Genomic DNA, 23,987 nt, shown 5'->3' on the forward strand with positions numbered 1-23,987 from the left:
GCCGCCAATCTTTGCAACAGAGCCCTCATCGGAACGGTTCGTGCATCATCACGACAAGAGCAAGACCGACGAAATCGCCATCAACCCGGCATATTTCGCCGTGGTCCCCCTGCTCGAAGTCCTCCAAACCGTAGCGCATGAAATGGTCCACGCATGGCAGTTCCATTTCGGCAACCCGTCGCGCTCCGGCTATCATAACCGGGAATGGGCCGACAAAATGGAAGCGATCGGCCTCATGCCGTCCAGCACGGGCCAGCCCGGAGGCGCTAGGACAGGGCAGAAAATGGCCGACTATGCCATTCCGGGCGGCCCCTTCATGCTCGCCACGGATGCCCTGTTGACGCAGAATTTCCGCATTTCGTGGGTCGATCGGTTCCCGGCCATCATGCCGACGCCGGCGATCGACGCCGGCGCCGGCGCCGGCGCTGCCGGCGGCCATCTGGCGGACGTGCTTCAGCCCGCCACGGGGAACCGATCGAACCGGATCAAATATCGCTGCCCTACATGCGGCGTGCAGGCATGGGGCAAGCCCGCGCTGCGGCTCCTGTGCGGTGGCGACGATTGCGCCAGCGCGCCCCTCGCCCCTGTCGAATAAAGGGGCTAGGATCAGCCCATGACGATGCGCAGCCTATTCGACGGGGCTTTGACGATGATCCTCTATGTCCTCGCCTTCGCAGCGGGGACAGTTTTTGTCCGGGCCAACTATGATCTGGTTGAGGCACACCCGCTTCTGGTGTTCTTTGTCGGCGCGATCTGCGCCTACCAGCTATTCAACCTGATCCCGCTTGCCGTTGTGACCATCAACGATCACATTTTAGGCCAGCCTGAACAGCGTCAAAAGCGAGACTAGAGGCCATCCCTTCGGAATAGCGTTAATATCGAGCGCAAGCGGCTCGGTTTGTCGGGAGCTGCATGGTCCGGGGCCGGGGCCTCCGTCGCTGCGGGGTGGGCCTCATCCCATAGAGCTTTCCAACGCTCCGCCTCAATGCGGCGCGCCATCGCGCGGTTCTCAACCGCGTGCAGCCTTCGCGCTTCTCCGGGATCGCTATCCATGAATCTCGCGCTGCACGATGAATGGTAAGTTTCCGTTGCACACCATGATTAACAGCCTGCCGACGATAAAGGCTGGGCATATCGCGCGGGCGCAGCTCCTTCGCCTTGCCAGCGCCGTGCCTGCCCGATACGGTTCTGCAACAACTCTGCTTTCGGGTCGCGCACAACCCGCCGTTGTGTCCGAAAGTGCGAAAGCCCGGCCCTGTGTCGGGCTTTCTTATATTCGTGCTAGACCACGCTCCAACAAATAGTTCTGGTTCTCATAGACGCCTGCGTCTATGCCGGATCTGACAGAGGAAGCGGGATGGCATTGGAACCTATCAGGGTATTGGAGTTCGCGGACGCCGATCGCGCGGACGTGCAACGGCGCGTGGTCGATGCCGTGCAAGCTGCGCCCGAACGGTTCCTGACAGACTATGCGGCCCGACCCGGCACTTTCGGGGGGCGCTACGTCTGTGCGGACGCCATGAAGGAGCTGCTTCCCGAATATACCGCCTCAAGAGAGGCCCGCGGCCGATACAACGCGCCCGTCCACAATGCCGCGGCCGTTCTGGCGGCCGAACAATACCGGCGCGTAGTAGCCGATAGCTCCGATCCGGCCCGCAACCTGGTGCTGTTCGTAACCGGGATGCCGGGGGCCGGGAAAACCTCTGAAATCCAGTATGCGGCGCTGCATGAAGGAAACCGGCTCGGCCGTGACGTGCGCGCGATCTTTGAGGGCCAGCTTGTCGATCCGCAAGCGAGCATCGCCAAGGTCGAACAGGCATTGAGCGCCGGATGCAGAGTCGGGGTAATAGCGGTGTTGCCTCGGCCAGAGGAGGCGCTTGCGCACACGTTCCAACGCTTTGAGGAGCTGGGCAGGGGCGCGAGCGCGGCCGTGATGGTGCGTATTCAGGAGGGCACGCCTGACGGCCTAGAGGCCCTTCTAGGTCGCTTTGGCGATCAGATTTCGGTTGCGGTCCATGACGTGCGCGATCGTGCGAATGTTCATCGCCTAGAAGGCATGGACGGTGTAAATATCTGGCGGAAGGAATTGGAAAATGGACCTGTCCAAGAAAGGCTTGAAAGAGAGTTCGACCGGCTCAACCAGCTCGGCCGCGTCAGCGCCGATTGCGCCCTCCAATTCAAAGGACAGTCTCCCCACGGGCAACTTTACGCGATTGGAGGCCCTGATGTTGGTGGGAGCCTCGCACATGGCGACGGACGAAAAGCTACGCCGGAAAGTGGCCGAACGTCTCTCCTGAACGCGGCGCGGGGAAGCTCGCTCGCCGGACTCTCCGACGCCCTCAAAACAGGCCAGAGCGAAGGCGACGGCAAAACCAAATCCAACGAAATCGGCCACGGCCTGCCTAAGCCGCCGTCGCCCCGGCGTTCCAGATGAACGCCCCCAGCCCCAACCTTCCGTTTGGTGTTAGCCGGGGAGCGTTGCGAGGGGCTGGCCCCTTGCTGTGGGGGTCGAGCGGGACGCTGGGCGGCCCGATCGCAGGGGGACGCTTCCCCCGCCTGCCCCTTCTTTTCCAGTAGGTGCCATGACCGGCTATCTCGGCTCGAAACAGGTTTCGGGCGCATATCAGGCTGTGATTGCCAATATGCCGCCGCACGATACCTACATTGAGACGCATCTAGGCTCCGGCATCGTCCTCCGGCGCAAGCCTCCCGCTGCCCGCTCGATCGGCCTCGAAATTGATCCGGCTACCTTTGAGTGCTTCGGCTCGATCGCGGCAGAGGAATCGAGCGCGTTCGATGGCGCGGCCGTCGAAACCTACAACGTCGATTGCCTCGCCTTCCTGCGCGATTTCGACTTTTCGGCCGCTGGGCGCGTGCTGATCTATGCTGATCCGCCCTATGTCCTCGCCACGCGCTCCCATCCGGGCACGCGCTACCGCTATGACTATACGGACGCGGACCATAGGGAACTGCTGGCCGTCCTCGATGCGCTGCCCGCCTCGGTGATGATTTCAGGCTATCCCTCGTCCCTGTATAGCGAGCTGCTGCCCGCGCCGCGCTGGCGCGTCCTGTCCTATCAGGCCATGACGCGAGGCGGGCCGCGCACCGAATGTCTATGGATGAACTATGCGCCCGATGCGGCGCATTGGGCCACCCATGCCGGGGTGGATTTCACCGATCGCCAGAGGATCAAGCGCAAGGCGGCACGTTGGAAACGCATGTTTAGCGAGCTGCCTGCGGGCGAGCGAATTGCGATCCTCGCCGCGCTGCTGGAAGTGGACTCATAGCAGGCCAGCACCGCACTCGTTGCCGTTGTGAAATGATTAACCAAAGCATCCTAGATCAGCCCTGCGACCCGAAGAACCTTTCTCGATCATTTAGGTTCTTTCACTGGACCCGGCTGCATTAGCTGTCGGGTCCATCTTTTTGCGCCCCCAGCTCGTCCACCAACATTTAACCAAGGCGGGCAAGGGTCCGATTACCGCTCCTGTGTCAAAAGAGGCGATGAACGGCGATAACAACAGGCCCTTTTCGCGCGGCGATTTGTCGGCGCTTCTGCTGCTGCTGTTCACGCTCGCCATGATGGCCTATAATTATTCGCATCCAGAGTGGGCGAGCCAAGGCGGCATATGGGCCTACATTGTTCCCCGCCACGGGACAGCATCATAGGCGTGCGCGCCTATCCGATGACTGAACGGACAAAGCGGACGATCGGCGGCCCAACGCCCGCGAGGAAGGCAAGCCCGGTAAGCGCCAGCAATCCCCAAAACTCGATGTGGATAAGCAAGTCGCTGCCGGTATCGTCGTTCGGATCGGGCCATTCCTTCATGGCACCGGATGATTACGGCTCCGGCTCGATGCTGCAACCTCCTAAGCCAGCAAGGAGGCTTCACCGGCCCGCATCATAGACGGGAACGTCTATGCCACCGGCGACATAGACGCGGGCGGCTATGCTGCAGCACATAGACAGCGGCGACTATGCTTCAGCGGCCAACATTTCCGAGACAGGGCACCCGATCGCGTCCGCGAGCTGCGCCATAACATCCAAGGTCGGATTGGCCTTCCCGTTCTCGATAAACGAAATGTAGGAAGCCGTGACGCCGGTTTGCTCATGCAGCATCGCTTGCGACATTTTGAGGGCCTGCCTCCGCGCCCTCAACCGCTTCCCGAATAATTTGCTCAACGGGTGCGCCATATCTGTAGCGGCTCGCAATGATGATCGCCCGGAACTGCAATATAGGGCGGTTTTCGGCTCGCATTGCGTGAGACGGATCGATGCGGGGAACGCACGCTCCGTGAGACAGAAACCACATTCGGTGCGACCGACGCGCAATGCTGATCCGTTGGCTTACGGACGGCAAAAAGCGGTGGTTAGCGCCCGGGCAGCTTTCCGAGCCGGCATGGTCGAATACCGCCGCCCTCCGAGGGTCATAACCGTTCGGTTCTGACACTTGAAACAGCAGCTGCCCTAGCGCGGACTGAGCTATGAAGCACCAGGTCCAAACCGGTTCAGAGGCACCTTGAGAAACGCCGTCCCACACTTGTCCGCATCCGGCAGCCGGCCGCCACGTATGTTCACCTGAAGCGCGGCGAGCATCAGGTCGGGTAGTGGGAGCGATGCGTCGCGTTTCTCGCGGGTCGCGACGAACTCGGCTTCGTCGATGCCATCGTGAACATGGATGTTGTCGCGACGCTGATCGGCGACGGTCGAGCGACCAAGTACGTCCCTGCCATCCTTGCCATAGTCATGCCCAACATAGGTTGCGGTTTCGGGTGGCAGATCGAGGATGGCGCGGATCGAGCACCACAGCGAATGAGCATCACCACCCGGGAAGTCCGCTCGGCTTGTGCCACTATCGGGAACCATCAGCGTATCGTGAACGAACGCGGCGTCACCGACGACATAAGTGATCGAGGCAAGCGTATGGCCCGGCGACAGCATGACATGAGCATCGAGCGTGCCGATCCGGAAACGCTCGCCATCCGCAAACAACCGGTCCCACTGGCTGCCGTCGACGGCGAGATCGGGCAGGCAGTAGATGTCCCGCCACAGCTTTTGCACTTCCACGACCTTGTTGCCGATCGCGGTTTTGCCACTGGTCTTGCCGGCGAGGTACGGAACGGCCGAAAAATGATCGGCGTGTGGGTGGGTGTCGAGCACCCATTCGACGGTCAGCCCCTTCTCGCGCACATAGTCGAGGATAAGATCGGCGTTGCGGGTCGCGGTCGCGCCAGCGCGCGGGTCAAAATCCAGGACTGGATCGATGATCGCGGCCGTCTTCGTAGTGTCGTCGACGACAACATATTGGAAGCTACCAGTGCGTTCGTCATGGAGCGACGCAACGGTCATACCATCGTGCTTATACTCAATCATGTTTTCATCCTTTCGCTCTGTTAGCTTTCTGCCCGCGCCCGCGCGAACAACCGCTCGAAATCACCCGGATCGATCGCGCCCATCACCAGCATGCGTCCGGCAAGAAAGCCCGGGGTGCCGGCCAAGCCGATCGAATAGGCCTCTTGGCCGTTCGCACGCAGGCGCGCCGCGACAGCCTGTGCATGCGAAGCAAGCCACGTCGTTGCGCTCAGCCAGTCACCGCCAGCGCCGATTACGACGTCCCGCAGCATGTCGTCGTCAATCGTACGGTTGTCGGCCATCAGCTGGCGATGGACGACCGGGTAGATGCCCTGTTCGGCACAGCTGAGCGCAACGCTCGCGGCACGTTCAGACGGTGGACCGAAGATCGGCCAATCCTTGTAGATGACCCTAACTTTGCCATCGCGTCGCACGGCCTCTTCCAACGCGGGGAAGGCGTGACGGCAGGCCGGGCAACGATAATCGGTGAAGACGGCAAGCCGCAGCGTCGCATCGGCAGGACCGTGTTCAGGCGAACTGCCGCCTGCCAGGATCAGGTCGGCGGTTGGACCAACGTCACGCCCAATCGGGGCGGTGCGTCGCAGTACCTGTCCGACCGCCCAGCCCCCCACGACTACAGCGCCGAGCCCGACTGCCTGCCTCCGATTGAGTGGCCCCGGCACGCTCAACGCCCTGCGGGCTTGCTGCGCGCCGTTGCGACGAGGCGGCGCAGTGTTGGTAGATCGACCGCGCCGGCCACGACCTGCGAGCCGACGATCAGCGCCGGGGTCCCGTTAAATCCGATCGCCTCGGCAATGCCATTGGTGCGCGTCAGCAGCGCATCGATCTCCGCGCCACGCGTCTTCAGGTCACGTTGCAGACGCGGCCAATCCACCTTGGCTTTCACAGCAGCTGCCCTGATAGCGGCGCTGTCGAGCCGCGCCGGTGAGGCAAGCAGCGCTCCATGGAAGGCGGCATGCCTGCCTTGCCACTGGCTCGCGACGGCCGCCCGGGACGCCTCGCGGGAGGCGGGTCCGAATATCGGCCAGTCCCGATACACGATCCGCACCTTCGGGTCGGAGCGAAGCAGCGCGTTCAGCACCGGCTCCATGCGACGGCAATAGGGGCAGTTGTAGTCGAAGAACTCGACAACGGTGACGTCATAGGCTGTGCCGGCCCGCTTGGGGGCTACGGGATCGTCGATGACTGCCTTGCGCGACAAATCAGGCTGCTGCTGCCCGACCGCAGGTGTCATCGGCACGGCAAAAGCAAGCGCGGCTAGAATGCCGGGAAAGAGAAGGTTGCGGCGGTTCATCGATGTTTCCTTGCCTTATCAATTCCATCGGCGAGCGCGGCGCGCGACAACTCTCCGAGCTGGAGCTGCACGATCGTGCCATCCGCGGCGACGAAGGCGGTTGCGGGATAGCCGGCGACCTCGAAGGCTCGGGAAAGCCTACGGTCGGGATCAAGCGCGACGTTGCCAGCACCGATGCCTTCGCGGGTAAGGAACCGGGTAACGGTCGCCGGCGCCTCACCCTGATCGGCGAGCAGAATCGGCACCTCTCCACGGCGCGACGCAGCAGCATCGAGCATTGGCAGCTCGCGCCGGCATGGGCCGCACCATGTCGCCCACAGATTGACCACGAAGGGACGACCCCGGAATCGATCAAGCGGGAGCGGAGCGCCGGATGGCGTCGTTAAGGCGAGATGATAGGGAAAGGGGCCGTAGGTCACGGGCGGGATCAGCGCCTGAAGTGTCAACGGCGGAGCAAAAGTCGGCCATTCGGCGGCGTAAAACCAGGCCATCGTGTTACATGCCGGGGGGAGTGGCGTGAGGGCGTAGCCCGAGGGCCACTCCCCCCGGCATTGGTGTAATTTTCAGGGTCTGGTTTTGGCCTTGCGGGCCCGGCTGTGCGCGAGGCGATAGCTTTCGCCGTTCATCTCGAGGATGCTGACGTGATGGGTCAGGCGATCGAGGAGCGCGCCTGTGAGACGCTCAGATCCGAAGGTTTCGGTCCATTCGTCGAAGGGCAGGTTGCTGGTGATGAAGGTGGAGCCGCGTTCGTAACGCTGGGAGATCAGCTCGAACAACAGTTCGGCGCCGGTCTTGGAGAGCGGCACAAAGCCCAGTTCGTCGATGATGAGCAGCTTGTATCCGGCCATCTGCTTCTGGAAGCGCAGAAGACGGCGCTCGTCGCGGGCCTCCATCATTTCGCTGACCAGCGCTGCCGCGGTGGTGAAGCCCACCGACAGTCCTTTCTGGCATGCTGCCAGTCCGAGCCCCAACGCTACGTGCGTCTTTCCGGTGCCTGATGGCCCCAGAGCGATGGCGTTCTCACGCCGCTCGATCCACTCGCAGCGCGCCATCTCGAGCACCTGCATCTTGTTGAGCCTGGGGATGGCGGCGAAGTCGAAGCTGTCGAGGCTTTTGACGGCGGGGAAGCGCGCGGCCTTGATGCGCCGCTCGACCATGCGACGCTCCCTGTCGATCATTTCCATCTCGACGAGGCGGGCGAGGAAGCGGATATGATCGACGCCTTCAGCGGCACATTGCCGCGAGAGATTGTGATGCTCACGCAGGCACGTAGGCAGCTTGAGCGCCTTGAGATGGTGAGCGAGAAGGATCTCCGGGGCCTGATCGCTCATGCGGCCTCCTGCCGGTCGGAGAGCAGGCTCAGATAGGCTCTGGCAAAGGTCTTCTCGACCGTGGTGCGTGGCAGGAAGGGATAGACGTCCAGGTCCAGCCTGGGCGGTACGCGTTCGATCCGGCACAGGACGAGGTGCTTGACGGCATCGAAGCCGATGGCGCCAAGATCGATGGCCTGTTCGACCGCCGCCTGGAGATCGGCGAGGGTGAACGTTTCCAGCAGGCGCAGTACCTGCACATATTCGCGCCTGCCATGTTTGTGCATGCGCCCTTCCATCAACCGCTGCAGTGTCGTGAACGCTTCGGGCAGGTCCCAGCCCTGCAAAGGCGCAGCCTGGTCGAATGCGTTGATCTTCTGCTCGATCAGCGGGAGATAATGGAGCGGGTCGAAGACAACCTCCTCGCGGGCATAGCAACGAGGATGACGGGCGATGACTTCGCTGCGGCAGCCGATCACCACCTCATCGACATAGGCCCTGATCCAGACCTCCTGATGGCCCCAGGCCACCGGAACCGAATAATCGTTGGTCCTGTAGCGCACCAGGGATTGCGAGGAGACCCGCCCGCCTTTCTGATCGCAGGCCTCGAAGGGTGTAGCGGGCAGAGGCTGCATGGCCGCGAGATCGCGCTGCAGCCGCTCACCGATCGTCTCGCTCTGCCCGCGCACCTTGTCCTGCTGGCGCTTGCGGCATTGCTCCTCCAGCCACAGGTTGAACGCCTCCCAGGTCGGGAACTTCGGGATCGGCACCATGAAGTTGCGCCGGCAATAGCCTACCAGCCCCTCCACATTGCCTTTCTCGTTCCCCTTGCCCGGGCGAGCATAGCGGTCGCGGATCACGTAATGTGACAGGAAAGCGCTGAACAGCGTGGCACGCTGCCGCGTGCCGTCGGGCAGGATCTTCGTCACAAGGCAGCGATCGTTGTCATAGACGATCGAGCGCGGTACCGCGCCGAAAAACGCGAAGGCATGCACGTGTCCGTCCACCCAGGCCTCCGCCACCGCCGCCGGATAGGCCCGCACATAGCAGGCATCACTGTGCGGCAGATCGAGCGCGAAGAAGTAGGCCTTCTGCTCCACCCCGCCGATCTCCACCAGCGCTTCCCCGAAATCGGCCTGCGCATCTCCCGCAGGGTGCGCCAGCGGCACGAACATCTCCCGGCTGCGCTGTTCGCGCTCCCGGATGTAATCCTTGATGATCGTATAGCCGCCGGTGAAACCATGCTCGGTGCGCAAACGGTCGAATACCCGCTTCGCCGTATGGCGTTGCTTGCGCGGGACACTGCGGTCACCCTCAAGCCATCCATCAATGATCGCCACAAACCCGTCCAGCTTCGGGCGCTGCGGTACGGACTGGCGCCGGTAACCCGGCGGCGATGAAAACGACAGCATCTTGCGTACCGTTTCGCGCGACACATTGAAACGCTTCGCCGCCGCCCGTTGGCTCATGCCATCCGCGCAAGCCAGACGGACCTGAAGATAAAGTTCCACGCTGTAGATCCCCACACCTCCCTGACTCGGCAGAAAGGCTTCAAGGTGGACGACTTTTACGCCGCCCGCAGCAGGACTATCCCGCCGCTACCGTGGTCGAATATTGCTCCGCCGTTCTCAGGGTTCGAGGCCAGCGTGAAACCGATCGATGCCGCTACCGTAGAGGGTGTGCTGTCACGCCAGATTGACGACCTCGAACCCCAGCTTACCCGCCACGGCTACGATACGAAGAGCCTGGCGGACCAGTTCGACGCCAAGCCGGCGGAGATACGGCAACTGCTCCGGGGCGGGCTTGATCCGGCTCGTGCGCGCGAGCTGACCGACGATATGCGCGCGGCAGGATTACCGCTTTGACCGCCGTGTCCGCGATCCCGCGCCGCTCGGTGAACATCTCGCGTCCGTCGCATCGAATGTGATTTGCGTCTCACCGAACGTGCGCCGGCTGATCGCCAGCGTCTCACATAATTCAAGCGCGAAAGCCCCCTCTATTGCAGTTCCGGGCGATCATCATTGCGAGCCGCTACACATATCGTCCAAACGTAGGTATATTGCCATTCTGGAACCTGCTTCGGAGTCGGGTGATGATGGACTTGAACGACGAACAATATCACCGCCTCCAACATGCTATAGCCCTCACGCGCGAAAGCCTCGCTATCGCGGCGGAGCTGGGCGACGATCTATCAGCCTTCCAACTGAAACACGCGCTCCATTCGCTGCATTACATTAGCGAGCTAGAGGCCGAAGGCCATGACGATCGGGAGCCTGTCACCCTGACCGTGGATGAAGCGAAGGCCCCGCGAACTGCGAGAACAATGCGAGACACGGACTTGAGCGATGAACAATATCGCCGCCTCCTCCACGCTATAGACCTCGCACGGGAAAGCCTCGTTATCGCGGTGGAGATGGACGACGACATAACCGCCTTCCATCTCAAAACCGCGCTCCGTTCCCTCGACTATTCTAGGAAGTTGGTTTCCGCTTGATCTAGCGTCGAACGCTGCGGCGCTGGGCCGGTTGATCGTCTCCGATAACCGGCCCGGAACGCTTCCTTTCGCGTTCGTCGTCCAGCTTGATCCGGGGAGCCTCCCGCTCCTGCTGACGCGGGTTCTCGATCGCCGCCCTGATCTGGCGCACCGCGCCTTCACGGCCCAAGCGGCTGTTCTGCTGCAAGTCGTTGAAGTCGGTGAAGCGTGCCGGGTCGGCCTGCTGCTCGCCGGGGGCGAAGGTCGGGAAGACCGGAACGCCGTTCACGGCCTGCGCCGCTTGGGTCGCCTTCTCCTTGCCGGGATTGTAGCCGAATTTCTCCAAGACGCGCTGATCGTCCTCGCCCATGATGAAAATCGGCTTGTCGGGGTAACGCTCGCGCAACGCGGCTGCGACGGCGGGGAGGTTGCCGGAATCGAACGCCGCGACGGTCGCATGGTCCACCACGCTAGAGACGGTCGCCATCGTCGCGTAGCCTTCGCCAATCATAATGCGCGGGGCCTTGTCGAGCGCGGCTAGTGCGGCCTGCGGCGTCACGCCCCCGTTGACCACATGGAAACAGCTTTCCTTGTGGCTCTCCTTCGCAAAACGCTTCGTGCCGTCTTCCTGAATATATTGCGTCGTCCAGTGCTTGCCGCTGGTGTCGATCGCCGGAAGGTGGATTGTAGTATCGCTGGCGCTGGCGAGCGCGCCGATCGTCGGCGCAATACCCTTCCTCTCCATGTAGGGCGTTGCCTGCTCGATCTGACGGCATTGCGCGGCGCGCTGCTGCACGCGCTCGGCCGTCGCATCATATGTCGCCGCCCGCTCCCGCTCGCGCTCCTCTCGCTTGGTGGCGGCCTCGGCGTTCAACCGGGCCTTTTCCTCCTCGCTCAACGTGTAGCCGGTGCTTTTCCATCGCATATCCAGCCCCGAACGGTTGTTCTTGATGTAGCCCGCTGGGTGGCCATCGGTGAAGGCGACATAGAAACCCGCCGCCTCGCCCTTTCCATCGCCCTGTGCCGGAACGCGGTGGGTCTTGCCGTCCATCATCGGGTGCCCTGCGGGAACCTCAAGGCCAAGAGATTTCATCGCGTCGGCAAATTCGACCTCCGGGCTTTTCGCCTCCTTCTGGCGCGGCTGATTGTCTATTTTCCAGCGCGCCAGCTTCTCCGGGTCCGCGCCCTCCGGCGCATACCAGCTCTTGCGAGCGGCATCCCATTTCGCGCCGTTGGCTTTGGCAAGGGTTCGTTCGCCATAAGGCACCGCCAGATATTCGCGTGCCTGTCGCGGGGTTTCCTGCATCGTTTGCCCTTCCTGCGGCTGCTCCGGGGCCGTGGGGCGCTGCGCGCGCTCGCCGGGGAGCGATTGGCCTAGATCTCCTGCGGGTGCCTCTACGGCGCTTGAAAGCCATTTCTGGAACGGCTCGACATTAGCGCCTGCCGGAACATACCACGACTTTTCGGCCTTATCCCATTTCGCGCCCAAGGCTTTCGCCTCGTCCTTTTCCCGATAGGGGACCGCAAGATATGTGCGGGTGGAAGGCTCTGGCGCGGCGTCCCGCTGGTCGGTCGCGGCGATGCCCAAGGGCGGCGAATTGACCGCATAGAGAGGGGCCAAGCCCTGCCGCTCGCGGCGCTCATCGGCATATTGCTCGGCCTTCAAATTGACAAGGCGGGCAACGTCCTCCGGGTTCTGGTCGCGGCCGTCAAAATCGGTGATCTGGTTCGGCCCAAGCGACAAGGCGATATAGCGGCGGCGTTCGCTATCTGCGGAATAGCCCGCCATAAGGTTTCGCTCGCCGTTCGGGGTTATCATCGTGCCGATCGGCCCGACGCCCTCAAATTGCCGTCGAACGGTGTGCATCGGCCCGCCACTATCAACCGGCTCCCAACCGTGCTTGTCGATCAGCGCGCGCAAAGTGCGGTCGGAATAGTGCTGCTGCGGCTCCGGTATAGGATCGCCTATGGCGGCAACGGCCCCGGCTGCGGCGGCCCATCTGTCGCCGCTATGGTCTGTCAGCCGCTCGACCGTAAACCCGGAGGCATTGAGCGCCGCCGCAAGCCCCGGTCTGGCGAAGGCGGCCTTTATACGCTCGTCCAGCTCCATATTGAGGTCGTCGGATATTACTAGGTCCGCTTCCTCGTTCCCCTCGAAATGGGGGCCGTTCTGCCACTCCTCATAGGCTTGAACAGTCTTGGCCATGTCCGCGACCGCAAGCCGATCGCCCTCATCAAGATCATTCTGGCGATACTCCTGCGCCTGCTGGAAGTCTGGCGGTAGAGTAACGCGGAACCTGTCAAAATCCTCGCGCGTGGCAGGCCGGATTTGATCTAGCGGACTGGCATAGAATGGCCCGTTAATCGGGTTGCGCCCGTCTATATTGCTGGCAAGAACGCCCAACATCGCCATGCCCGGCTGCTGATAGCAAAGCGTATTTTCGTTGCTGACGAAATATTGCGTATGGTCGTGTGCCTGCTCGACCTGCTGAACCTGTTTTTGTTCCAGCGCCAGAACATAGGTGTGAATCTTCTCGGCGTCCGATGCGGCACGGACAATCTCAAGCGGGTCTTCCTCAAGGACTTTGATCCATGATCCGACATAGGCCGCGTGCTGCTCCGGGTCGTGGCCGATCTGCAATTCCTGCCCGGTTATGAGGCTCGCAATCTCGGCCCGCAATTCTTCGCGGGCATAGCCTTCCGAACCGAACGGGTGCGCCAAATCCCGGTCAAGGCGGTTGGGGTGGCCAGTCCAGTGCCCCAGCTCGTGCAGCGCCGTGGCGTAGAACCGATCCGCGCTCGGAAACTGGCTCCGCAACGGCAAGGTGATGCTGTCGGTCGAAGGCCGATAATAGGCGCGGTCGCCCGCTTCCTCGGTGATTTTCGCGCCCGACGCCCGCAAGATGGCCTCGGCCCGCTCCACCGGATTCCATTCGTGCGTAGTGGTGACGATCGGGGCAAGCCCGTCGATCTGCTCGGCGTTGAACACCACGGCATAAAACGCACGGGGCCGCTCAAGCTCGACCTTCTCTTTCCTCTGGCGACCCTCGGCATCCAGAACGGGCTTACCGCTCTCGTCCCGAACTACCCGCTCCTCCTCGAACTGCCAGTATTGGACAAGGGAGCCTTTCTCGCCCTTCCGCACCTGTGCGCCTTGGGCTGCGGCCTGCTTGTATGTCAGCCAGCGATTATCAGCCCGGCCCTCGGACATGAGATTGAGGACATTGACGCCGCGATAGCGTTTCCCCGTGGTGGGGTTGAACGGCAACCCGCTGCTGCCCGTCGCCTCCCAAGGCTTTTGCCAAGGGGCGGTGCCCTGCTTCAACTGCTCTATCAGCTTGTCGGCAACGCGCTGGTGAAAAGGTATCTTGCCCTCGGCCATATCCTCGCCTCCTCCCGATTAGTCGGCGTTGCGCGCTGCCGCGATCAATTCGCCGCGTCCCGTGGCGATCGGCTCCGCGTCACCATCAAGCCCTTCCTCGGCCTCGCGCGCGTCGGCCTCGCTCATGGCATCCTCAACAAAGGCCCCCGCCCGCTCCGCCTCCTCCGGGTCGAACTCCACAACCGCGCCGGGCGTCTCGGCGTCGGCAAGTTTGCGCGTCACCAGCTCGTCAAGGGTGGGCACGTCCTGCGCATTGGGTTGATCCGTCATGCTCGTTCTCCTTTGCTGAAATCGGGCTGTCCCTTGTTGTCGAAATAGGTCTGTTTGCAGCCGGGATAGGCGCTGCAACTCCACCAGAAGGCCCCCTTCTTTTTCGCGGAAGGACGCCGCACTAGGCCAGCGCCGCACGCTTGGCATTTGTGCTGCTGCGACGGCACGGGCGCGGGAGCCTTCACCAGCTCCGGCTTGCCCGCCTTGTCATTGGCGGTGAATTTACAGCCGTCGGCATAGCCGGTGCAGGACCAAAAATAGCCCTTGCTCCCTTTGATCCGGCGCAGCGGCTTGGAACATGACGGGCAAGGCGGCGCGTCGATCGCTATGGCAAGGCCCTGCTCTTTCACCCGCGCGACCTCGCGGCCGACATAATCGGCCAGTCCGCGAACGAATGTCATGGCATCGCTCTTGCCCTCGGCAATCGCGCGCTGCTGTTCGTGCCAAATGGCGGTCATGTCGGGAAATTTCGCCTGATCCGGCAAGGCGTCATAGAAGCCGCGCGCCTGCGGGGAGCTGACGATATTCTTGCCCTTCTCGATCAAAAAGCCGCGATCGAAAAGCGTGGCTATGATGCTGTCGCGGGTCGCCGGGGTTCCAATTCCGCCATGCTCGCCCGCCTTCCCCTTGTCCTTCTCGATCAGGAGTTTCCTAAGCCGCTCGTCCCGAACATATTTGGCCACCCGCGTTAGGTCGGTCAAAAGCGTGGCCATCGTATAGAGCGGCTTGGGCTTGGTTTCCTGCTGGTCGGCGCTGGCGGAAAGGCATTGCCCGGCCATGCCCGACGCGATCGAACGCAAATCGGCCGCAAGGGTGTCCTCGTCCTCGGCAATGTCCTCATTGCCTACATCGTTCTTATAGAGAACCGTCCAACCCGGCTTGGTCACAACCTTGCCCCGCGCGGCAAAGGCGTGACCCGCAACCTCTATCTCGATTTCGGTCTGGTCATATTGGTTCGCGGGCCAGAACTGCGCGACATAGGCGCGCGCGATCAGCATATAGATTCGCTGCTCCGGCTCTGTCAGCGCGGCAAAATCGGCCGTGGCTTCGGTCGGAATGATGGCGTGATGCGCGGAAACCTTCTGCGAGTTGAAGGCCCGGCTTTTTATCGCCGGGTCCGCGCGCTGCGCGATCGCCGCCAGCATCGGGACCGTCGCGGCGACGGCCGCCAGCACGCCGGGGGCGTCCGCGTGCTGCTCATCACTCAAATATTCGCTGTCGCTGCGGTTGTAGGTGATAAGGCGATGCTTCTCCCGCAACGCCTGCGTAATGTCCTTCACCTGATTGGGCTTATAGCCGAATTTCCGTGCGGCATCGGTTTGCAGCTTCAAGAGGTTGTAGGGCAGCGGCGGCGCTGCCTCTTTCGCCGTGGTCTTGGCGCTGGCGATGCGAGCCGGTTGCCCCTGCACCGCCCCGGCTACCGCCGTCGCAAAATTGCGGTCGATCAAGCGGCGCTGCTCATCAACCGGGTCGCCCTCCCCGATCTGGTAGCGCGCGGGAAAGGTCAGCCCGGCGAAACTGAACTGGCCCGAAACCGTGTAATAATAGCTCTTGGTGTGCGCCTCAAAATCGCGGTCACGGCGGACGACAAGGCCCAAGATAGGGGTCTGCACGCGGCCGACGCTAAGAACGCCCTGAAACCCCCGCGCCTGCGCCGCGAGGGTATAAGCGCGGGTCATGTTCACGCCATAGAGCAAGTCGCCCACGCTGCGCGCCTCGGCCGATGCGGACAACCCGGCAAATTCACGGTTATCCCGCATGGACGCCAAGGCCCGCTGCACAACCTTTAGATTGTTGTCATTGATTAGCAGGCGTTGGACCGGCAACCGGCTCCCGGCCCATTGCAGAATCTCGTCAACAATAAGCTGGCCCTCATCGTCGGGGTCGCCCGCGTGAATGACGCTCCGCGCCGATTTGAGAAGTTTGCCGATCGTGCGGAGCTGGGCGCTCGTCTTGGCGACGGGCCGCTTTTCCCACGGGATGAAGCTGATCGGCAGCGCGGCCATGTTCCACGGGTCTTGCGGGTCCACCAGCTCAAGCATGTGGCCGATCGCCCATGTCACATAATGACGGCCGCAATCTATGAAGCCGTCTTGTCGCGCCCCTCCCCCAAGGCCCTCGGCAATGGCCCGCGCGAGTTCGGGCTTTTCAGCAATGACAATGATCTCCCCGCTCATGCCGTCACCACGTCACTACGGGTTTGATAGGGGCGGTCACTTGCCGCGCGCTGATCGGCCCGAAATAGCGGCCGTCGAAAGAGGCCGCGCCATCGCCAAGGACAAGGATTTCCCCGTCGCCTAGCGTCCAATCGGCATTGAGCCGGGGCAAGGCCCGCCCTGCCCCATCGGCAAGTTGCGGGGCGCTGTCGGGGACAAGGCGGCCGTTGATCCGCACGCCCTGCCCGCCAATCTGAACGCGGTCGCCTTTAGCGGCTAAAATCCGCTTCATCATTTCATAGCTTCCGCTGGGGCAGTCGCCGGGTTCGATGTAGCGCCTACGCAACGCCTCCAAAAAGGGCGGCGCTGCGGGCGGACAGAACGCCACAAGATCGCCCTTTTGCGCGGTCCCGCCCGTCGCCCGATAGACGCCTAGCGGGATGCTCGGCGTAGCGTTGAAGCGAAGGCCCGCCGCCTTCGCGCCAAGCATGGCGATCATGGCCCCCGCCACGCCACAAACCGCATAGCGGCTGACCTTGGCGAAGCTCGGCCGCTTCATAGTTTGATCCTCCGGCCCCCTTCGGGCGGCTTCGGCGCTTGATTGCCCCTGATCGTGTCGCTCCGATCCGGCGCGGGAATCTTGGCGCGGGCACTAAAGGTCGGGTCTTGGAAATAGAGGGGCTGACGGCCGTAGATCATGGGATAGCCTGCGACATAAATCAGCATGTCGCCCGCTTCCGAAATATCTCCGTCCGGGGTCTTCTTCGGCCCCGGCATCCTCATACACTCATCCGGCGTCAAAAGCGGGCGCTGGGTTTCCTGCACGGTCTTGGACACGGTGCCACCAAAGAACCCCCCGCCCCCGCGTCCCGTGCTTTTGGTGATTTGCTCTTTAAGAACGGTGGTCTGCCCGGTGAGTTTGGAAAGATGCTCGGCCGTCTCAACGCGGTTGGGCGGATAGGCGTTCTGGATATGAGCATTGGAGGTTATCAGCTCATCCGGCCCATAGCCGGTTTCCCGGCTCCTAAGCTGGTTGGTGTCCTGACAAATGAGATAGAATTTCAGGCCGTAGCCTGCGGCGAACGCCAAGGACTCCTGAATGATTCCAAGTTTCCCAAGGCTGGGAAACTCATCAATCATAAATAGCGCGCGGTGCTTGTAGCTCTGAACCACCCGGCCCTCCTCGAACTCCTGCTTGGGCGCGAGGATACGCACCATCATGTTGAGCATGACGCGGACAAGCGGGCGCAGTCGGTCCTTATCCGTGGGCTGGGTGATGATGTAGAGGCTAACCGGCCTCTCGCTGTTCATCAGGTCACGAATGAGAAAATCGGAAGTGGCGGTATTCGCGGCCACAACCGGGTCTTGATATAATTCTAGATAGCTCTGCGCGGTCGATAGAACCGATCCGCCCTCATCATCGGGACGATTGAGCTGGGCGCGCGCGGCTTTGCCGACAACGGGATGATTTTTGCCGCCCGGCAAATGGCCGAACGTAAGCATTTCCTCCCAAACTTCCTGCGCGGGCCGAACCGGATCGGCCAACACGGCATCCACTTCGGCCAAGGTCGCCGCGTTGCCGCCATGCTTGGCTTTGTAGATGACATGCAGGATCACGCCTACCAGAAGCGCCCGCGAGGTCTTTTGCCAGTGGCTTTCGACCCCCTTCCCGTCCGGGTCCACTATCAGCGTAGCGAGATTCTGAACGTCTGCGACTTCGTTGTCAGTCCCTACCCTGATTTCGTCCAGCGGGTTCCAGTGGGCGGAGCCGCGCGAGCTGGCCGGTTCAAATCGCATGACGATCTGGTTGGCGTGTTGCTTCCTCCAACCGGCGGTCAACGCCCATAGCTCGCCCTTCAAATCGGTGATGACGGCGCTATGCGGCCACGAAAGCAGCGTCGGGATGACAAGGCCCACGCCCTTCCCCGATCGGGTCGGGGCATAGGTAAGGCAATGCTCCGGGCCGGAATGGCGTAGATAGACCGTCTTCCCGTTCTTCTCCTGATAAGCGCCAATATAGACCCCATCATTTTCAACGAGGCTGGCCGCGCGAATGTCCTCCATGTCGGCCCAGCGGGCCGATCCATGCAGATAGGCATTGCCCTTCCCGGCGTTCGATTTCGCCAGTTTGACAGCGGCGGTTATCAGGACGCCCACGCCGAAAACCACGGTGCCCACGCCCACGGCTTGCCCGAAGGCGGGTTTCAGCGCCGGAACCTCGCTCCATTTGCTGAACCATTGCAGGAAACGCCACGGGACATAGATATGGCCCGCACTCGGCCCCAAGGTTGCCTGATAGGCCATCTGGTGCGCGAACATCTGCGTTGCGCTCCATAAGCCTCCAAGGGCGGAACCGGACACAAGGGCCGCCAGCAACGGGCGATTATCGCCCTTGCTTCCGCGCTCCCGCACTTGCGGCCCGATGGCTGTGTTGCGCTTCTTTGCCATGCTTTGCCCTTCTCGCGGCCGTTACCGGCTGCGCCCCTTGCTTTTGACGGTGCCATTGCTGGCAATCTCGATCGGCGCGCCAATCGCCAGCTTGCCCGCGCGGGCGGCGCTACGCGCGTCCACGGGCAGCACAAGCATGTCAGCGCCATCTCTTAGGAGTATCAATTTCTGCCCTTCGATTTGTCGCGTCCCGGCGTAAATCAGCGGCCCATGATCGCCAGTGAACAGCCGATGCGCCGGTATATCCATTCCAATGTGACGCTTCGCATTACGTTCCGCAATGTATTTATCCGCTGCTATGGCCTGATCGTCGCTCATTCGCGGCCGATCGTCGTCCCGTCGCACAACACGATCTGGCCGGGCTTTTTGGTCGTCCACGTCTGAATGAACATCACGCGGCAATAGCAAGCGACCTCGCTCGGCGTGCTGAACCAGACCGAGTTGGGACAGGTCGCGCAAACTACCTCGGCTTTCGGGCGGCGGCTCTCGTCCAACGCGGCCAATGTTGGGCTTAACGGCGCGCTCGCTGGGGGCCTCGGCTCCTCCGGCGCTAGAATGTCCATTTCTGGCGGGCTGTGCGTGACCAACTCCAACGGCGGCGGTGCTGGCTCCTCCGGCTGCAAGTCCGGTTCCGGCGTTGGTTCCTCCGGCGCTGACGGCACCGGGTCGGAATGTCCCGTTTCGACCTGGCGCTGTGGCGCTGGCGTCTCGTCCAGCGCCATTGACGGCGTTTCGCCCAACAACGCCAGCGCCGCCTCTATCTCCTCGTCCAATGATTTGTCTGTCACGCGCACGCTCCTCTTGCCTGATATTTTGACGGCGGGCCTCTAGATCGGGGTCCGCGAAAGTGATGGGCATGGCCGAACGGGCGGCGGCCTCCACCACAAGGGCCTTGAATTGATCGCTGCCGCTAATCGCCAGCCTGTCGCCATAGCGTTCGTGCGCAAGCCGCAAGGCGGCAACAACGCCCTCGATCTGCGCCCCGCGCGATACATGCAGGCGCTGGCCATCATCGCGCACCGCTGCATTGGCGGTGCGGTAGATGATCGTCCCGCGCTTAGTGATGTGGTCTTGCCTGATCGCTGCGGGATGCGCTGCGGTCGGCATGGCGGCTATATGCAGCGCGTCATTGGGGGCTGTGCGCCGCCCCTCCCGCGCGCGCAGGGCCTCAAGGGCGGTCTGGTCGCCTGCCTTGGCCTGCTCCTGTAGCCAGTCATTCCACCCGCGCCGGGAATTGCGCGACGCAATGCGCTCCCGTTCCCGCCCGTGGGCGGCGACAATCTTGGCAATGGCGGCCTTGGTGGAGCGGGCCGCCAATGCGTAATTGAGGCGCTTAACAACCGGGCCGCCACCTAGCAGCTTTATCGCCGCCCGCTTCGTCCTCCCGATGCGCTTCACCTGTTCAATGGCCGCGCGGCGCTTGGCTGCGGCCTCGGCCAGCTCGACCTTTCGGCGCGTGGCGCGTGTGCCCTGCTGCTCGCGGTAGGCGGAGAATAGGGCGCTGGTGTCGATACGGGAGGGCACGGGGCGCTTTTCATAGGTCTGACGGGCCTTCGGTGCCCCCTCCCCTCCCTGTGCGCTCTGGAAGGCTCCCAAGCGTTTCTCTAGCGCCCCTTTTGACAGCTCGCGCGCGATGGAGCTGGCCTTTACGGTCGTTCCGTCCATCGCCGCAAATATCAGGCCGTTGCCGCGCGCCTGCACCGACAAGCCGAAATTGGCCGCGATCTGGTGCAACTCGGCCCAACTCGCGGCGGCCTTCAATGGCTCGGCGCAATTCCGCTGCGCCCAACCTATCAGGCTTTCCGTGCCCGCGATCTGCTCCATGTCGCGCGCGCGTGCTTCTCCCGCGCGCTGCCGGGCCGCATGATTATCCGGCTCTAACCCGTGCTTGACCTCTAGCCGCTCACAAACAGCGGCAAGGGTTTGATAATCCCGCAACGGCGCGTGGATCGTGTGCCGGACAGGGTGAATCTTGTTGATCGCTAGATGAATATGCGTGTTGTCGGTGTCGTGGTGGACGGCGCTAACCCGTTGATGCTCGGCAAAGCCCAACGCGGCGCATACCGCCTCCTCTATGTCACGCATAACCTCGGCGCTGGGATTCTCGCCGGGCCGGAAGGAAATAATCAAGTGGTAGGTCTTATCCGACGCCGCCCGCTGGTTGGCGGATTGGACAAGCATAACGTCCTGCGCAGCATCTTCTGGCGTATGGCCGTTGCAGTTGGTGACAGTCACCAGACCCACGCGCTCGTCACGTCCCTGCGCGCTGGTGATGTATCGCACCAACCCGCCAAAATCGCTCTTGGAAGTCGCCTTCATGGGGACGTGTTTTGCGATCATCGGCGCGGCCCCTTTTTTAGCCGCTAAAATCTTGCCGGGAGCGCAAGACCTTCCGAATGATGCCGGATAACTCCTCCTGATTGGCCTCGATTTTGGCCAGCACGCCCCGGATGATAACCGGCATCCGCTCCGGGGCCATCTCCTCCAACTTGGCGTCGTCGGTAAGCCATAGCTTCAACAGGCCGCCAAGGCGGCCAAGGTCGCCATTCACGCGCACCAACTCGCGCCCCTGTTCTATGTCGATCAGAGGGCGCGGCTCATGCCCTAATCCAAGGACGCGGAGATAGGTGGATGCGCTCAAGCCGGTTGCCTGCGCGGCGGCTTCGATCTCCGCTTTCTCCTCCGCGCTGCACCATATCTTGACGTGGTGCCGCTCGCGTTTGGCCTTGGGCTTGTCGTTCAACTCTCTCCCTTTCGACGCGGTAGCGGCGGGCCTCGCAGAGCAGGATTCCCGTTGAGCGCCCCCGGTGCGAATAAGGGGAGTAATGGGGGTGTCCGCGCTTGCGTGGATGCCTCCATTACCTATCCTGCCCCGTCTTCGACGTTTAGACGCCAAATAGAAACTGTTGCTGGAACGATCATATATCGTTCACCCCCGAAAATATCTAGCGCCACCCGGCCCAATCTGGCAGAAAAATAGGATATAGCGGGAGTTCATCGGATCGTAGCCGGTTTATGAACGCTTTATAGCCGATTGTGCGCCGAAAAATATCGTAGGTGGAAATGACAGACAGCGGAAAATCCTTCACGGAGCGATTGCGCGAACGGGCGGCCTCACGGGAGCCGGGGGGCAAAAACCGGAACCTCGCACAATTCCTCGCGGCTCGATCGGACATAGATGCAGCCCTTGCGGAAGGATGGCCGGTGCGCGGCATATGGGAGCTGCTGACGGAGGAAGGCCGCATTAGCTTCGGCTATGCGTGGTTCGCCAAATTCGTTCGCCGGTATCGCGCGCCAGCTACCGGGGAACCGCCCAAGGCAGCGCCAGCGCCCCCCTCCCCTTCCCGATCAGCGGCGGCCTCGGCCGACGCTGATCCGCCGCCCCGGCCCAAACCGGCGCGCTTCAATCACCCGGCCACTCCGAACAAAGAGGATTTGGTATGAGTAACGTCCACATAGTTTTGCAGGGCAAGGGAGGCGTCGGCAAATCGCTCGCCGCCTCGATGCTCGCCCAATATCTGACCAAGCGGGGGGAAAGCCCGCTCTGCATTGATACCGATCCGATCAACGCCACCCTCGCCGGGTTCCAGTCCCTCAACGTGTCCAAGGTCGAGCTGCTGGAAAACGGCGACATAAACCCGCGCAAATTCGATGCGATGATGGAAATGATCGCCGGTTCCAAGGAATCGGTGGTCATTGACAGCGGCGCGAGCAGCTACAGCGCCCTATCCTCCTATATGTTCGACAACGGCGCGCCAGACGTGATTGCCGATCTGGGCCATAAGCTCATCCTGCACACTATTATCGTGGGCGGGCAATCGCTGATCGACACGCTTCAAGGCTTCGCCTCGGTAGCCGAAGCCTTCCCCGATCCGGCTGCAATCGTCGTGTGGCTCAACCCTTATCATGGGCCTGTGGAGGCAGAGGGCAAGAGCTTTGAACAGCTCAAAGCCTACCGGGAGCTAAAGGATCGGGTCGCCGCGATCGTCACCCTTCCCGATCTGAAAAAGGAAACCTTCGGGGCGGACGTTCGGGACATGCTGGCCGCGCGCAAGACTTTTGAGGAAACGCTTGCCGATGGCGACATAGCCCTGATGCAGCGTCACCGCCTCGGCCGCGTTCGTGATGCGGTCTTTGCCGAACTCGACAAGGCTAAGGTCGTGTAATGGCCGATCACGAAAAAATCGCGGCGCTGATCGCGGAAATCTCGCGCCAGCACGGGGTCACGCTGTCCGCCGATGATCCCTTGATGATCCTCCAAACCATCAACGCGATGTTGCTGGGCGAAAGCGCCGATGCGCAGGAGGAGCAACTAAAGGCGTTCAAAAGCGAGCTGGAAGACATGAGCAATCGTTGGTCGATTGCCATCACCGACAAGGCAGAATCGGTGCTGAACGCGGCGCTGGATGCCTCGGAAGCCGCCATGAACGAGCGCATGGAGGCCGCAGCGAAGGCGATCATCAAGGAAGTGGGGGAGCATATCGGGACGGGGCTGCAAAAGCCCCTGAACGATGGCCGGGCCGTCGCTAACCGTAATCTCCTAGCGTCGGGCCTGACGCTGATCGCGGCGCTGGTAGTGTTGGCCGCTGCCCTGTTCCATCATTGACGCCAGCGAAGGCCCCTCCCCCATGTCGCGCTATCCCCCGTCTCTCGCCAATCCGCGCGCGAGCGTGCGCCCTGCCGGTTTCCGATCGTCCGCCCCGCGCTCGACCGTCTTTTCCCTGATCTGTTCCTTCTCCCGCTCCGCGCGCATGTGCAGCTCATGCAACCGGCGTGCCTGCATCAGCTCCTCGAAATCATCGACAAGTTTCGGCTCTCGATATTCGAGCTTCGCCGCTGCGATCGTCTCCACGCGCGGGCCATGAACGGCCATGCCGTCGCGGATTTCGCGCACGGCTTCCAGCCTTACCGCGATCCGCTGCACGGCCGCTTGCGCGTTGGCAATCCGCGCCTGCCATGCTTGGCGCTTGCCGGGCAGGGACAGGAAGCCGGGGGGCTGCTGCTGGATTTGCTGCAAACGGGCGGTTTGCTGCTCCATCATGCTTTCTAGGCGGTCCTCGATCTGGTTCGCCTGTTCAACCTTCTCCTCAATGACCGTCTGTAGCTGGGCGTTATAGGTTTCCTCGGTTGGCGCGGTGGCGATAGCTGCCGTTTCCTGACTATCCAGCGTGCGCGCCTCGTCTAACAGCCGGTCGGCGTCGGCCTGTGGGTCGCCCGTTCCCTCGTCCAGCGAAAACTTGTCCGGGTCTGCAATCGGCGTGTCCTGCATGGCCGTTCCTT

The 23,987-nt window shown here is 62.2% G+C and carries 24 protein-coding genes and 2 pseudogenes; 10 read left to right on the forward strand and 16 right to left on the reverse strand.

Annotated features, from left to right (window positions below; all coding sequences use genetic code 11):
- Nucleotides 1–25: 25 nt before the first annotated feature.
- From NP825_RS23275 to NP825_RS23295, 5 genes and pseudogenes are all read left to right on the forward strand, one after another.
- Nucleotides 26–595 (forward strand): annotated as a pseudogene (locus NP825_RS23275) (SprT-like domain-containing protein); the annotation flags it as partial.
- Nucleotides 596–613: 18 nt separating this feature from the next.
- On the forward strand, nucleotides 614–850 hold the full coding sequence (locus tag NP825_RS23280; RefSeq protein ID WP_041734157.1) for a hypothetical protein: 237 nt from the start codon (nucleotides 614–616) through the stop codon (nucleotides 848–850).
- 507 nt (nucleotides 851–1,357) lie between these two features.
- Complete coding sequence (locus tag NP825_RS23285; RefSeq protein ID WP_014194363.1) at nucleotides 1,358–2,434, forward strand: hypothetical protein; 1,077 nt, start codon at nucleotides 1,358–1,360, stop codon at nucleotides 2,432–2,434.
- A gap of 148 nt (nucleotides 2,435–2,582) precedes the next feature.
- A complete protein-coding gene (locus NP825_RS23290) occupies nucleotides 2,583–3,287 on the forward strand; it encodes a DNA adenine methylase (protein WP_014194362.1) in 705 nt (234 codons plus the stop codon).
- Between the two features lie 217 nt (nucleotides 3,288–3,504).
- Nucleotides 3,505–3,669, forward strand: a complete 165-nt coding sequence (locus tag NP825_RS23295; RefSeq protein ID WP_019053931.1) for a hypothetical protein — start codon at nucleotides 3,505–3,507, stop codon at nucleotides 3,667–3,669.
- 10 nt (nucleotides 3,670–3,679) lie between these two features.
- Here NP825_RS23295 and NP825_RS23300 read toward each other — a convergent pair whose 3' ends face one another.
- The 8 genes from NP825_RS23300 to istA all read right to left on the reverse strand — a co-directional run bounded on the left by NP825_RS23300 (nucleotide 3,680) and on the right by istA (nucleotide 9,447).
- Entirely contained in the window at nucleotides 3,680–3,829 is a 150-nt protein-coding gene (locus NP825_RS23300; protein ID WP_006954178.1) for a hypothetical protein, read from the reverse strand.
- A gap of 147 nt (nucleotides 3,830–3,976) precedes the next feature.
- On the reverse strand, nucleotides 3,977–4,195 hold the full coding sequence (locus tag NP825_RS23305; protein WP_226998764.1) for a helix-turn-helix domain-containing protein: 219 nt from the start codon (nucleotides 4,193–4,195) through the stop codon (nucleotides 3,977–3,979).
- Between the two features lie 288 nt (nucleotides 4,196–4,483).
- Complete coding sequence (locus NP825_RS23310) at nucleotides 4,484–5,350, reverse strand: MBL fold metallo-hydrolase (RefSeq protein WP_257551875.1); 867 nt, start codon at nucleotides 5,348–5,350, stop codon at nucleotides 4,484–4,486.
- A 44-nt stretch (nucleotides 5,351–5,394) separates the two neighbouring features.
- Nucleotides 5,395–5,985 (reverse strand): DsbA family protein, encoded by a 591-nt coding sequence (locus NP825_RS23315; RefSeq protein ID WP_234415796.1) that lies wholly within the window; start codon nucleotides 5,983–5,985, stop codon nucleotides 5,395–5,397.
- 53 nt (nucleotides 5,986–6,038) lie between these two features.
- A complete protein-coding gene (locus tag NP825_RS23320) occupies nucleotides 6,039–6,668 on the reverse strand; it encodes a DsbA family protein (protein ID WP_048939562.1) in 630 nt (209 codons plus the stop codon).
- Nucleotides 6,665–7,159: a TlpA disulfide reductase family protein gene (locus tag NP825_RS23325; RefSeq protein WP_257551876.1), complete on the reverse strand. Its 495-nt coding sequence runs from the start codon at nucleotides 7,157–7,159 to the stop codon at nucleotides 6,665–6,667. The genes NP825_RS23320 and NP825_RS23325 overlap by 4 nt, the downstream gene beginning before the upstream one ends.
- A 72-nt stretch (nucleotides 7,160–7,231) precedes the next feature.
- Nucleotides 7,232–7,999 carry an IS21-like element ISSsp5 family helper ATPase IstB gene (gene istB / locus NP825_RS23330; RefSeq protein WP_063142326.1) on the reverse strand — a complete coding sequence of 256 codons (768 nt, stop codon included), beginning with the start codon at nucleotides 7,997–7,999 and terminating at the stop codon, nucleotides 7,232–7,234.
- Nucleotides 7,996–9,447: an IS21 family transposase gene (gene istA, locus NP825_RS23335; protein ID WP_206378527.1), complete on the reverse strand. Its 1,452-nt coding sequence runs from the start codon at nucleotides 9,445–9,447 to the stop codon at nucleotides 7,996–7,998. The genes istB and istA overlap by 4 nt, the downstream gene beginning before the upstream one ends.
- A 177-nt stretch (nucleotides 9,448–9,624) precedes the next feature.
- Between istA and NP825_RS23340 the strand changes: the two are divergent.
- Both NP825_RS23340 and NP825_RS23345 read left to right on the forward strand, forming a co-directional pair.
- Nucleotides 9,625–9,843: pseudogene (locus tag NP825_RS23340) on the forward strand (AAA family ATPase); the annotation flags it as partial.
- Between the two features lie 230 nt (nucleotides 9,844–10,073).
- Nucleotides 10,074–10,472, forward strand: coding sequence for a hypothetical protein (locus NP825_RS23345; protein WP_158011144.1), 399 nt, complete (start codon nucleotides 10,074–10,076; stop codon nucleotides 10,470–10,472).
- Nucleotide 10,473: 1 nt separating this feature from the next.
- Here NP825_RS23345 and NP825_RS23350 read toward each other — a convergent pair whose 3' ends face one another.
- The 7 genes from NP825_RS23350 to NP825_RS23380 are packed head-to-tail and all read right to left on the reverse strand — an operon-like array spanning nucleotide 10,474 to nucleotide 21,450.
- On the reverse strand, nucleotides 10,474–13,833 hold the full coding sequence (locus NP825_RS23350) for a zincin-like metallopeptidase domain-containing protein (RefSeq protein WP_145206857.1): 3,360 nt from the start codon (nucleotides 13,831–13,833) through the stop codon (nucleotides 10,474–10,476).
- A gap of 18 nt (nucleotides 13,834–13,851) precedes the next feature.
- On the reverse strand, nucleotides 13,852–14,103 hold the full coding sequence (locus tag NP825_RS23355) for a hypothetical protein (protein WP_006954184.1): 252 nt from the start codon (nucleotides 14,101–14,103) through the stop codon (nucleotides 13,852–13,854).
- Nucleotides 14,100–16,280, reverse strand: a complete 2,181-nt coding sequence (locus tag NP825_RS23360; RefSeq protein ID WP_019053936.1) for a DNA topoisomerase 3 — start codon at nucleotides 16,278–16,280, stop codon at nucleotides 14,100–14,102. Before NP825_RS23360 ends, NP825_RS23355 begins: the two co-directional genes overlap by 4 nt.
- Before the next feature lie 4 nt (nucleotides 16,281–16,284).
- Nucleotides 16,285–16,818 carry a conjugative transfer signal peptidase TraF gene (traF, locus tag NP825_RS23365; protein ID WP_006954186.1) on the reverse strand — a complete coding sequence of 178 codons (534 nt, stop codon included), beginning with the start codon at nucleotides 16,816–16,818 and terminating at the stop codon, nucleotides 16,285–16,287.
- Entirely contained in the window at nucleotides 16,815–18,707 is a 1,893-nt protein-coding gene (locus tag NP825_RS23370; protein WP_145206858.1) for a type IV secretory system conjugative DNA transfer family protein, read from the reverse strand. The genes traF and NP825_RS23370 overlap by 4 nt, the downstream gene beginning before the upstream one ends.
- Before the next feature lie 21 nt (nucleotides 18,708–18,728).
- A complete protein-coding gene (gene traI, locus NP825_RS23375) occupies nucleotides 18,729–21,047 on the reverse strand; it encodes a TraI/MobA(P) family conjugative relaxase (protein WP_145206859.1) in 2,319 nt (772 codons plus the stop codon).
- Nucleotides 21,048–21,063: 16 nt separating this feature from the next.
- Nucleotides 21,064–21,450, reverse strand: coding sequence for an IncP-type oriT-binding protein TraJ (locus NP825_RS23380; RefSeq protein ID WP_006954189.1), 387 nt, complete (start codon nucleotides 21,448–21,450; stop codon nucleotides 21,064–21,066).
- A gap of 320 nt (nucleotides 21,451–21,770) precedes the next feature.
- Between NP825_RS23380 and NP825_RS23710 the strand changes: the two genes are divergently transcribed.
- Genes NP825_RS23710 through NP825_RS23390 form a run of 3 tightly spaced genes read left to right on the forward strand, consistent with a single transcriptional unit; the run spans nucleotide 21,771 to nucleotide 23,313 of the window.
- On the forward strand, nucleotides 21,771–22,151 hold the full coding sequence (locus NP825_RS23710; protein ID WP_158011146.1) for a TraK family protein: 381 nt from the start codon (nucleotides 21,771–21,773) through the stop codon (nucleotides 22,149–22,151).
- Complete coding sequence (locus tag NP825_RS23385) at nucleotides 22,148–22,873, forward strand: ArsA-related P-loop ATPase (protein WP_026149851.1); 726 nt, start codon at nucleotides 22,148–22,150, stop codon at nucleotides 22,871–22,873. Before NP825_RS23710 ends, NP825_RS23385 begins: the two co-directional genes overlap by 4 nt.
- Nucleotides 22,873–23,313 (forward strand): hypothetical protein, encoded by a 441-nt coding sequence (locus NP825_RS23390; protein WP_019053940.1) that lies wholly within the window; start codon nucleotides 22,873–22,875, stop codon nucleotides 23,311–23,313. Before NP825_RS23385 ends, NP825_RS23390 begins: the two co-directional genes overlap by 1 nt.
- A 30-nt stretch (nucleotides 23,314–23,343) precedes the next feature.
- Here the strand turns inward: NP825_RS23390 and NP825_RS23395 are convergent, their stop codons facing one another.
- Entirely contained in the window at nucleotides 23,344–23,976 is a 633-nt protein-coding gene (locus NP825_RS23395) for an IncP plasmid survival protein KfrC family protein (RefSeq protein ID WP_019053941.1), read from the reverse strand.
- Nucleotides 23,977–23,987: the final 11 nt, after the last annotated feature.

The sequence above is a fragment of the Sphingopyxis sp. DBS4 genome (assembly GCF_024628865.1).
Lineage (GTDB): Bacteria > Pseudomonadota > Alphaproteobacteria > Sphingomonadales > Sphingomonadaceae > Sphingopyxis.

Coding starts and splice junctions, on each gene's coding strand:
- NP825_RS23280 (WP_041734157.1), top strand. CDS start 614: ATGACGATGCGCAGCCTATTCGACGGGGCTTTGACGATGATCCTCTAT.
- NP825_RS23285 (WP_014194363.1), top strand. CDS start 1,358: ATGGCATTGGAACCTATCAGGGTATTGGAGTTCGCGGACGCCGATCGC.
- NP825_RS23290 (WP_014194362.1), top strand. CDS start 2,583: ATGACCGGCTATCTCGGCTCGAAACAGGTTTCGGGCGCATATCAGGCT.
- NP825_RS23295 (WP_019053931.1), top strand. CDS start 3,505: ATGAACGGCGATAACAACAGGCCCTTTTCGCGCGGCGATTTGTCGGCG.
- NP825_RS23300 (WP_006954178.1), bottom strand. CDS start 3,829: ATGAAGGAATGGCCCGATCCGAACGACGATACCGGCAGCGACTTGCTT.
- NP825_RS23305 (WP_226998764.1), bottom strand. CDS start 4,195: ATGGCGCACCCGTTGAGCAAATTATTCGGGAAGCGGTTGAGGGCGCGG.
- NP825_RS23310 (WP_257551875.1), bottom strand. CDS start 5,350: ATGACCGTTGCGTCGCTCCATGACGAACGCACTGGTAGCTTCCAATAT.
- NP825_RS23320 (WP_048939562.1), bottom strand. CDS start 6,668: ATGAACCGCCGCAACCTTCTCTTTCCCGGCATTCTAGCCGCGCTTGCT.
- NP825_RS23325 (WP_257551876.1), bottom strand. CDS start 7,159: ATGGCCTGGTTTTACGCCGCCGAATGGCCGACTTTTGCTCCGCCGTTG.
- istB (WP_063142326.1), bottom strand. CDS start 7,999: ATGAGCGATCAGGCCCCGGAGATCCTTCTCGCTCACCATCTCAAGGCG.
- istA (WP_206378527.1), bottom strand. CDS start 9,447: ATGAGCCAACGGGCGGCGGCGAAGCGTTTCAATGTGTCGCGCGAAACG.
- NP825_RS23345 (WP_158011144.1), top strand. CDS start 10,074: ATGGACTTGAACGACGAACAATATCACCGCCTCCAACATGCTATAGCC.
- NP825_RS23350 (WP_145206857.1), bottom strand. CDS start 13,833: ATGGCCGAGGGCAAGATACCTTTTCACCAGCGCGTTGCCGACAAGCTG.
- NP825_RS23355 (WP_006954184.1), bottom strand. CDS start 14,103: ATGACGGATCAACCCAATGCGCAGGACGTGCCCACCCTTGACGAGCTG.
- NP825_RS23360 (WP_019053936.1), bottom strand. CDS start 16,280: ATGAGCGGGGAGATCATTGTCATTGCTGAAAAGCCCGAACTCGCGCGG.
- traF (WP_006954186.1), bottom strand. CDS start 16,818: ATGAAGCGGCCGAGCTTCGCCAAGGTCAGCCGCTATGCGGTTTGTGGC.
- NP825_RS23370 (WP_145206858.1), bottom strand. CDS start 18,707: ATGGCAAAGAAGCGCAACACAGCCATCGGGCCGCAAGTGCGGGAGCGC.
- traI (WP_145206859.1), bottom strand. CDS start 21,047: ATGATCGCAAAACACGTCCCCATGAAGGCGACTTCCAAGAGCGATTTT.
- NP825_RS23710 (WP_158011146.1), top strand. CDS start 21,771: ATGACAGACAGCGGAAAATCCTTCACGGAGCGATTGCGCGAACGGGCG.
- NP825_RS23385 (WP_026149851.1), top strand. CDS start 22,148: ATGAGTAACGTCCACATAGTTTTGCAGGGCAAGGGAGGCGTCGGCAAA.
- NP825_RS23390 (WP_019053940.1), top strand. CDS start 22,873: ATGGCCGATCACGAAAAAATCGCGGCGCTGATCGCGGAAATCTCGCGC.
- NP825_RS23395 (WP_019053941.1), bottom strand. CDS start 23,976: ATGCAGGACACGCCGATTGCAGACCCGGACAAGTTTTCGCTGGACGAG.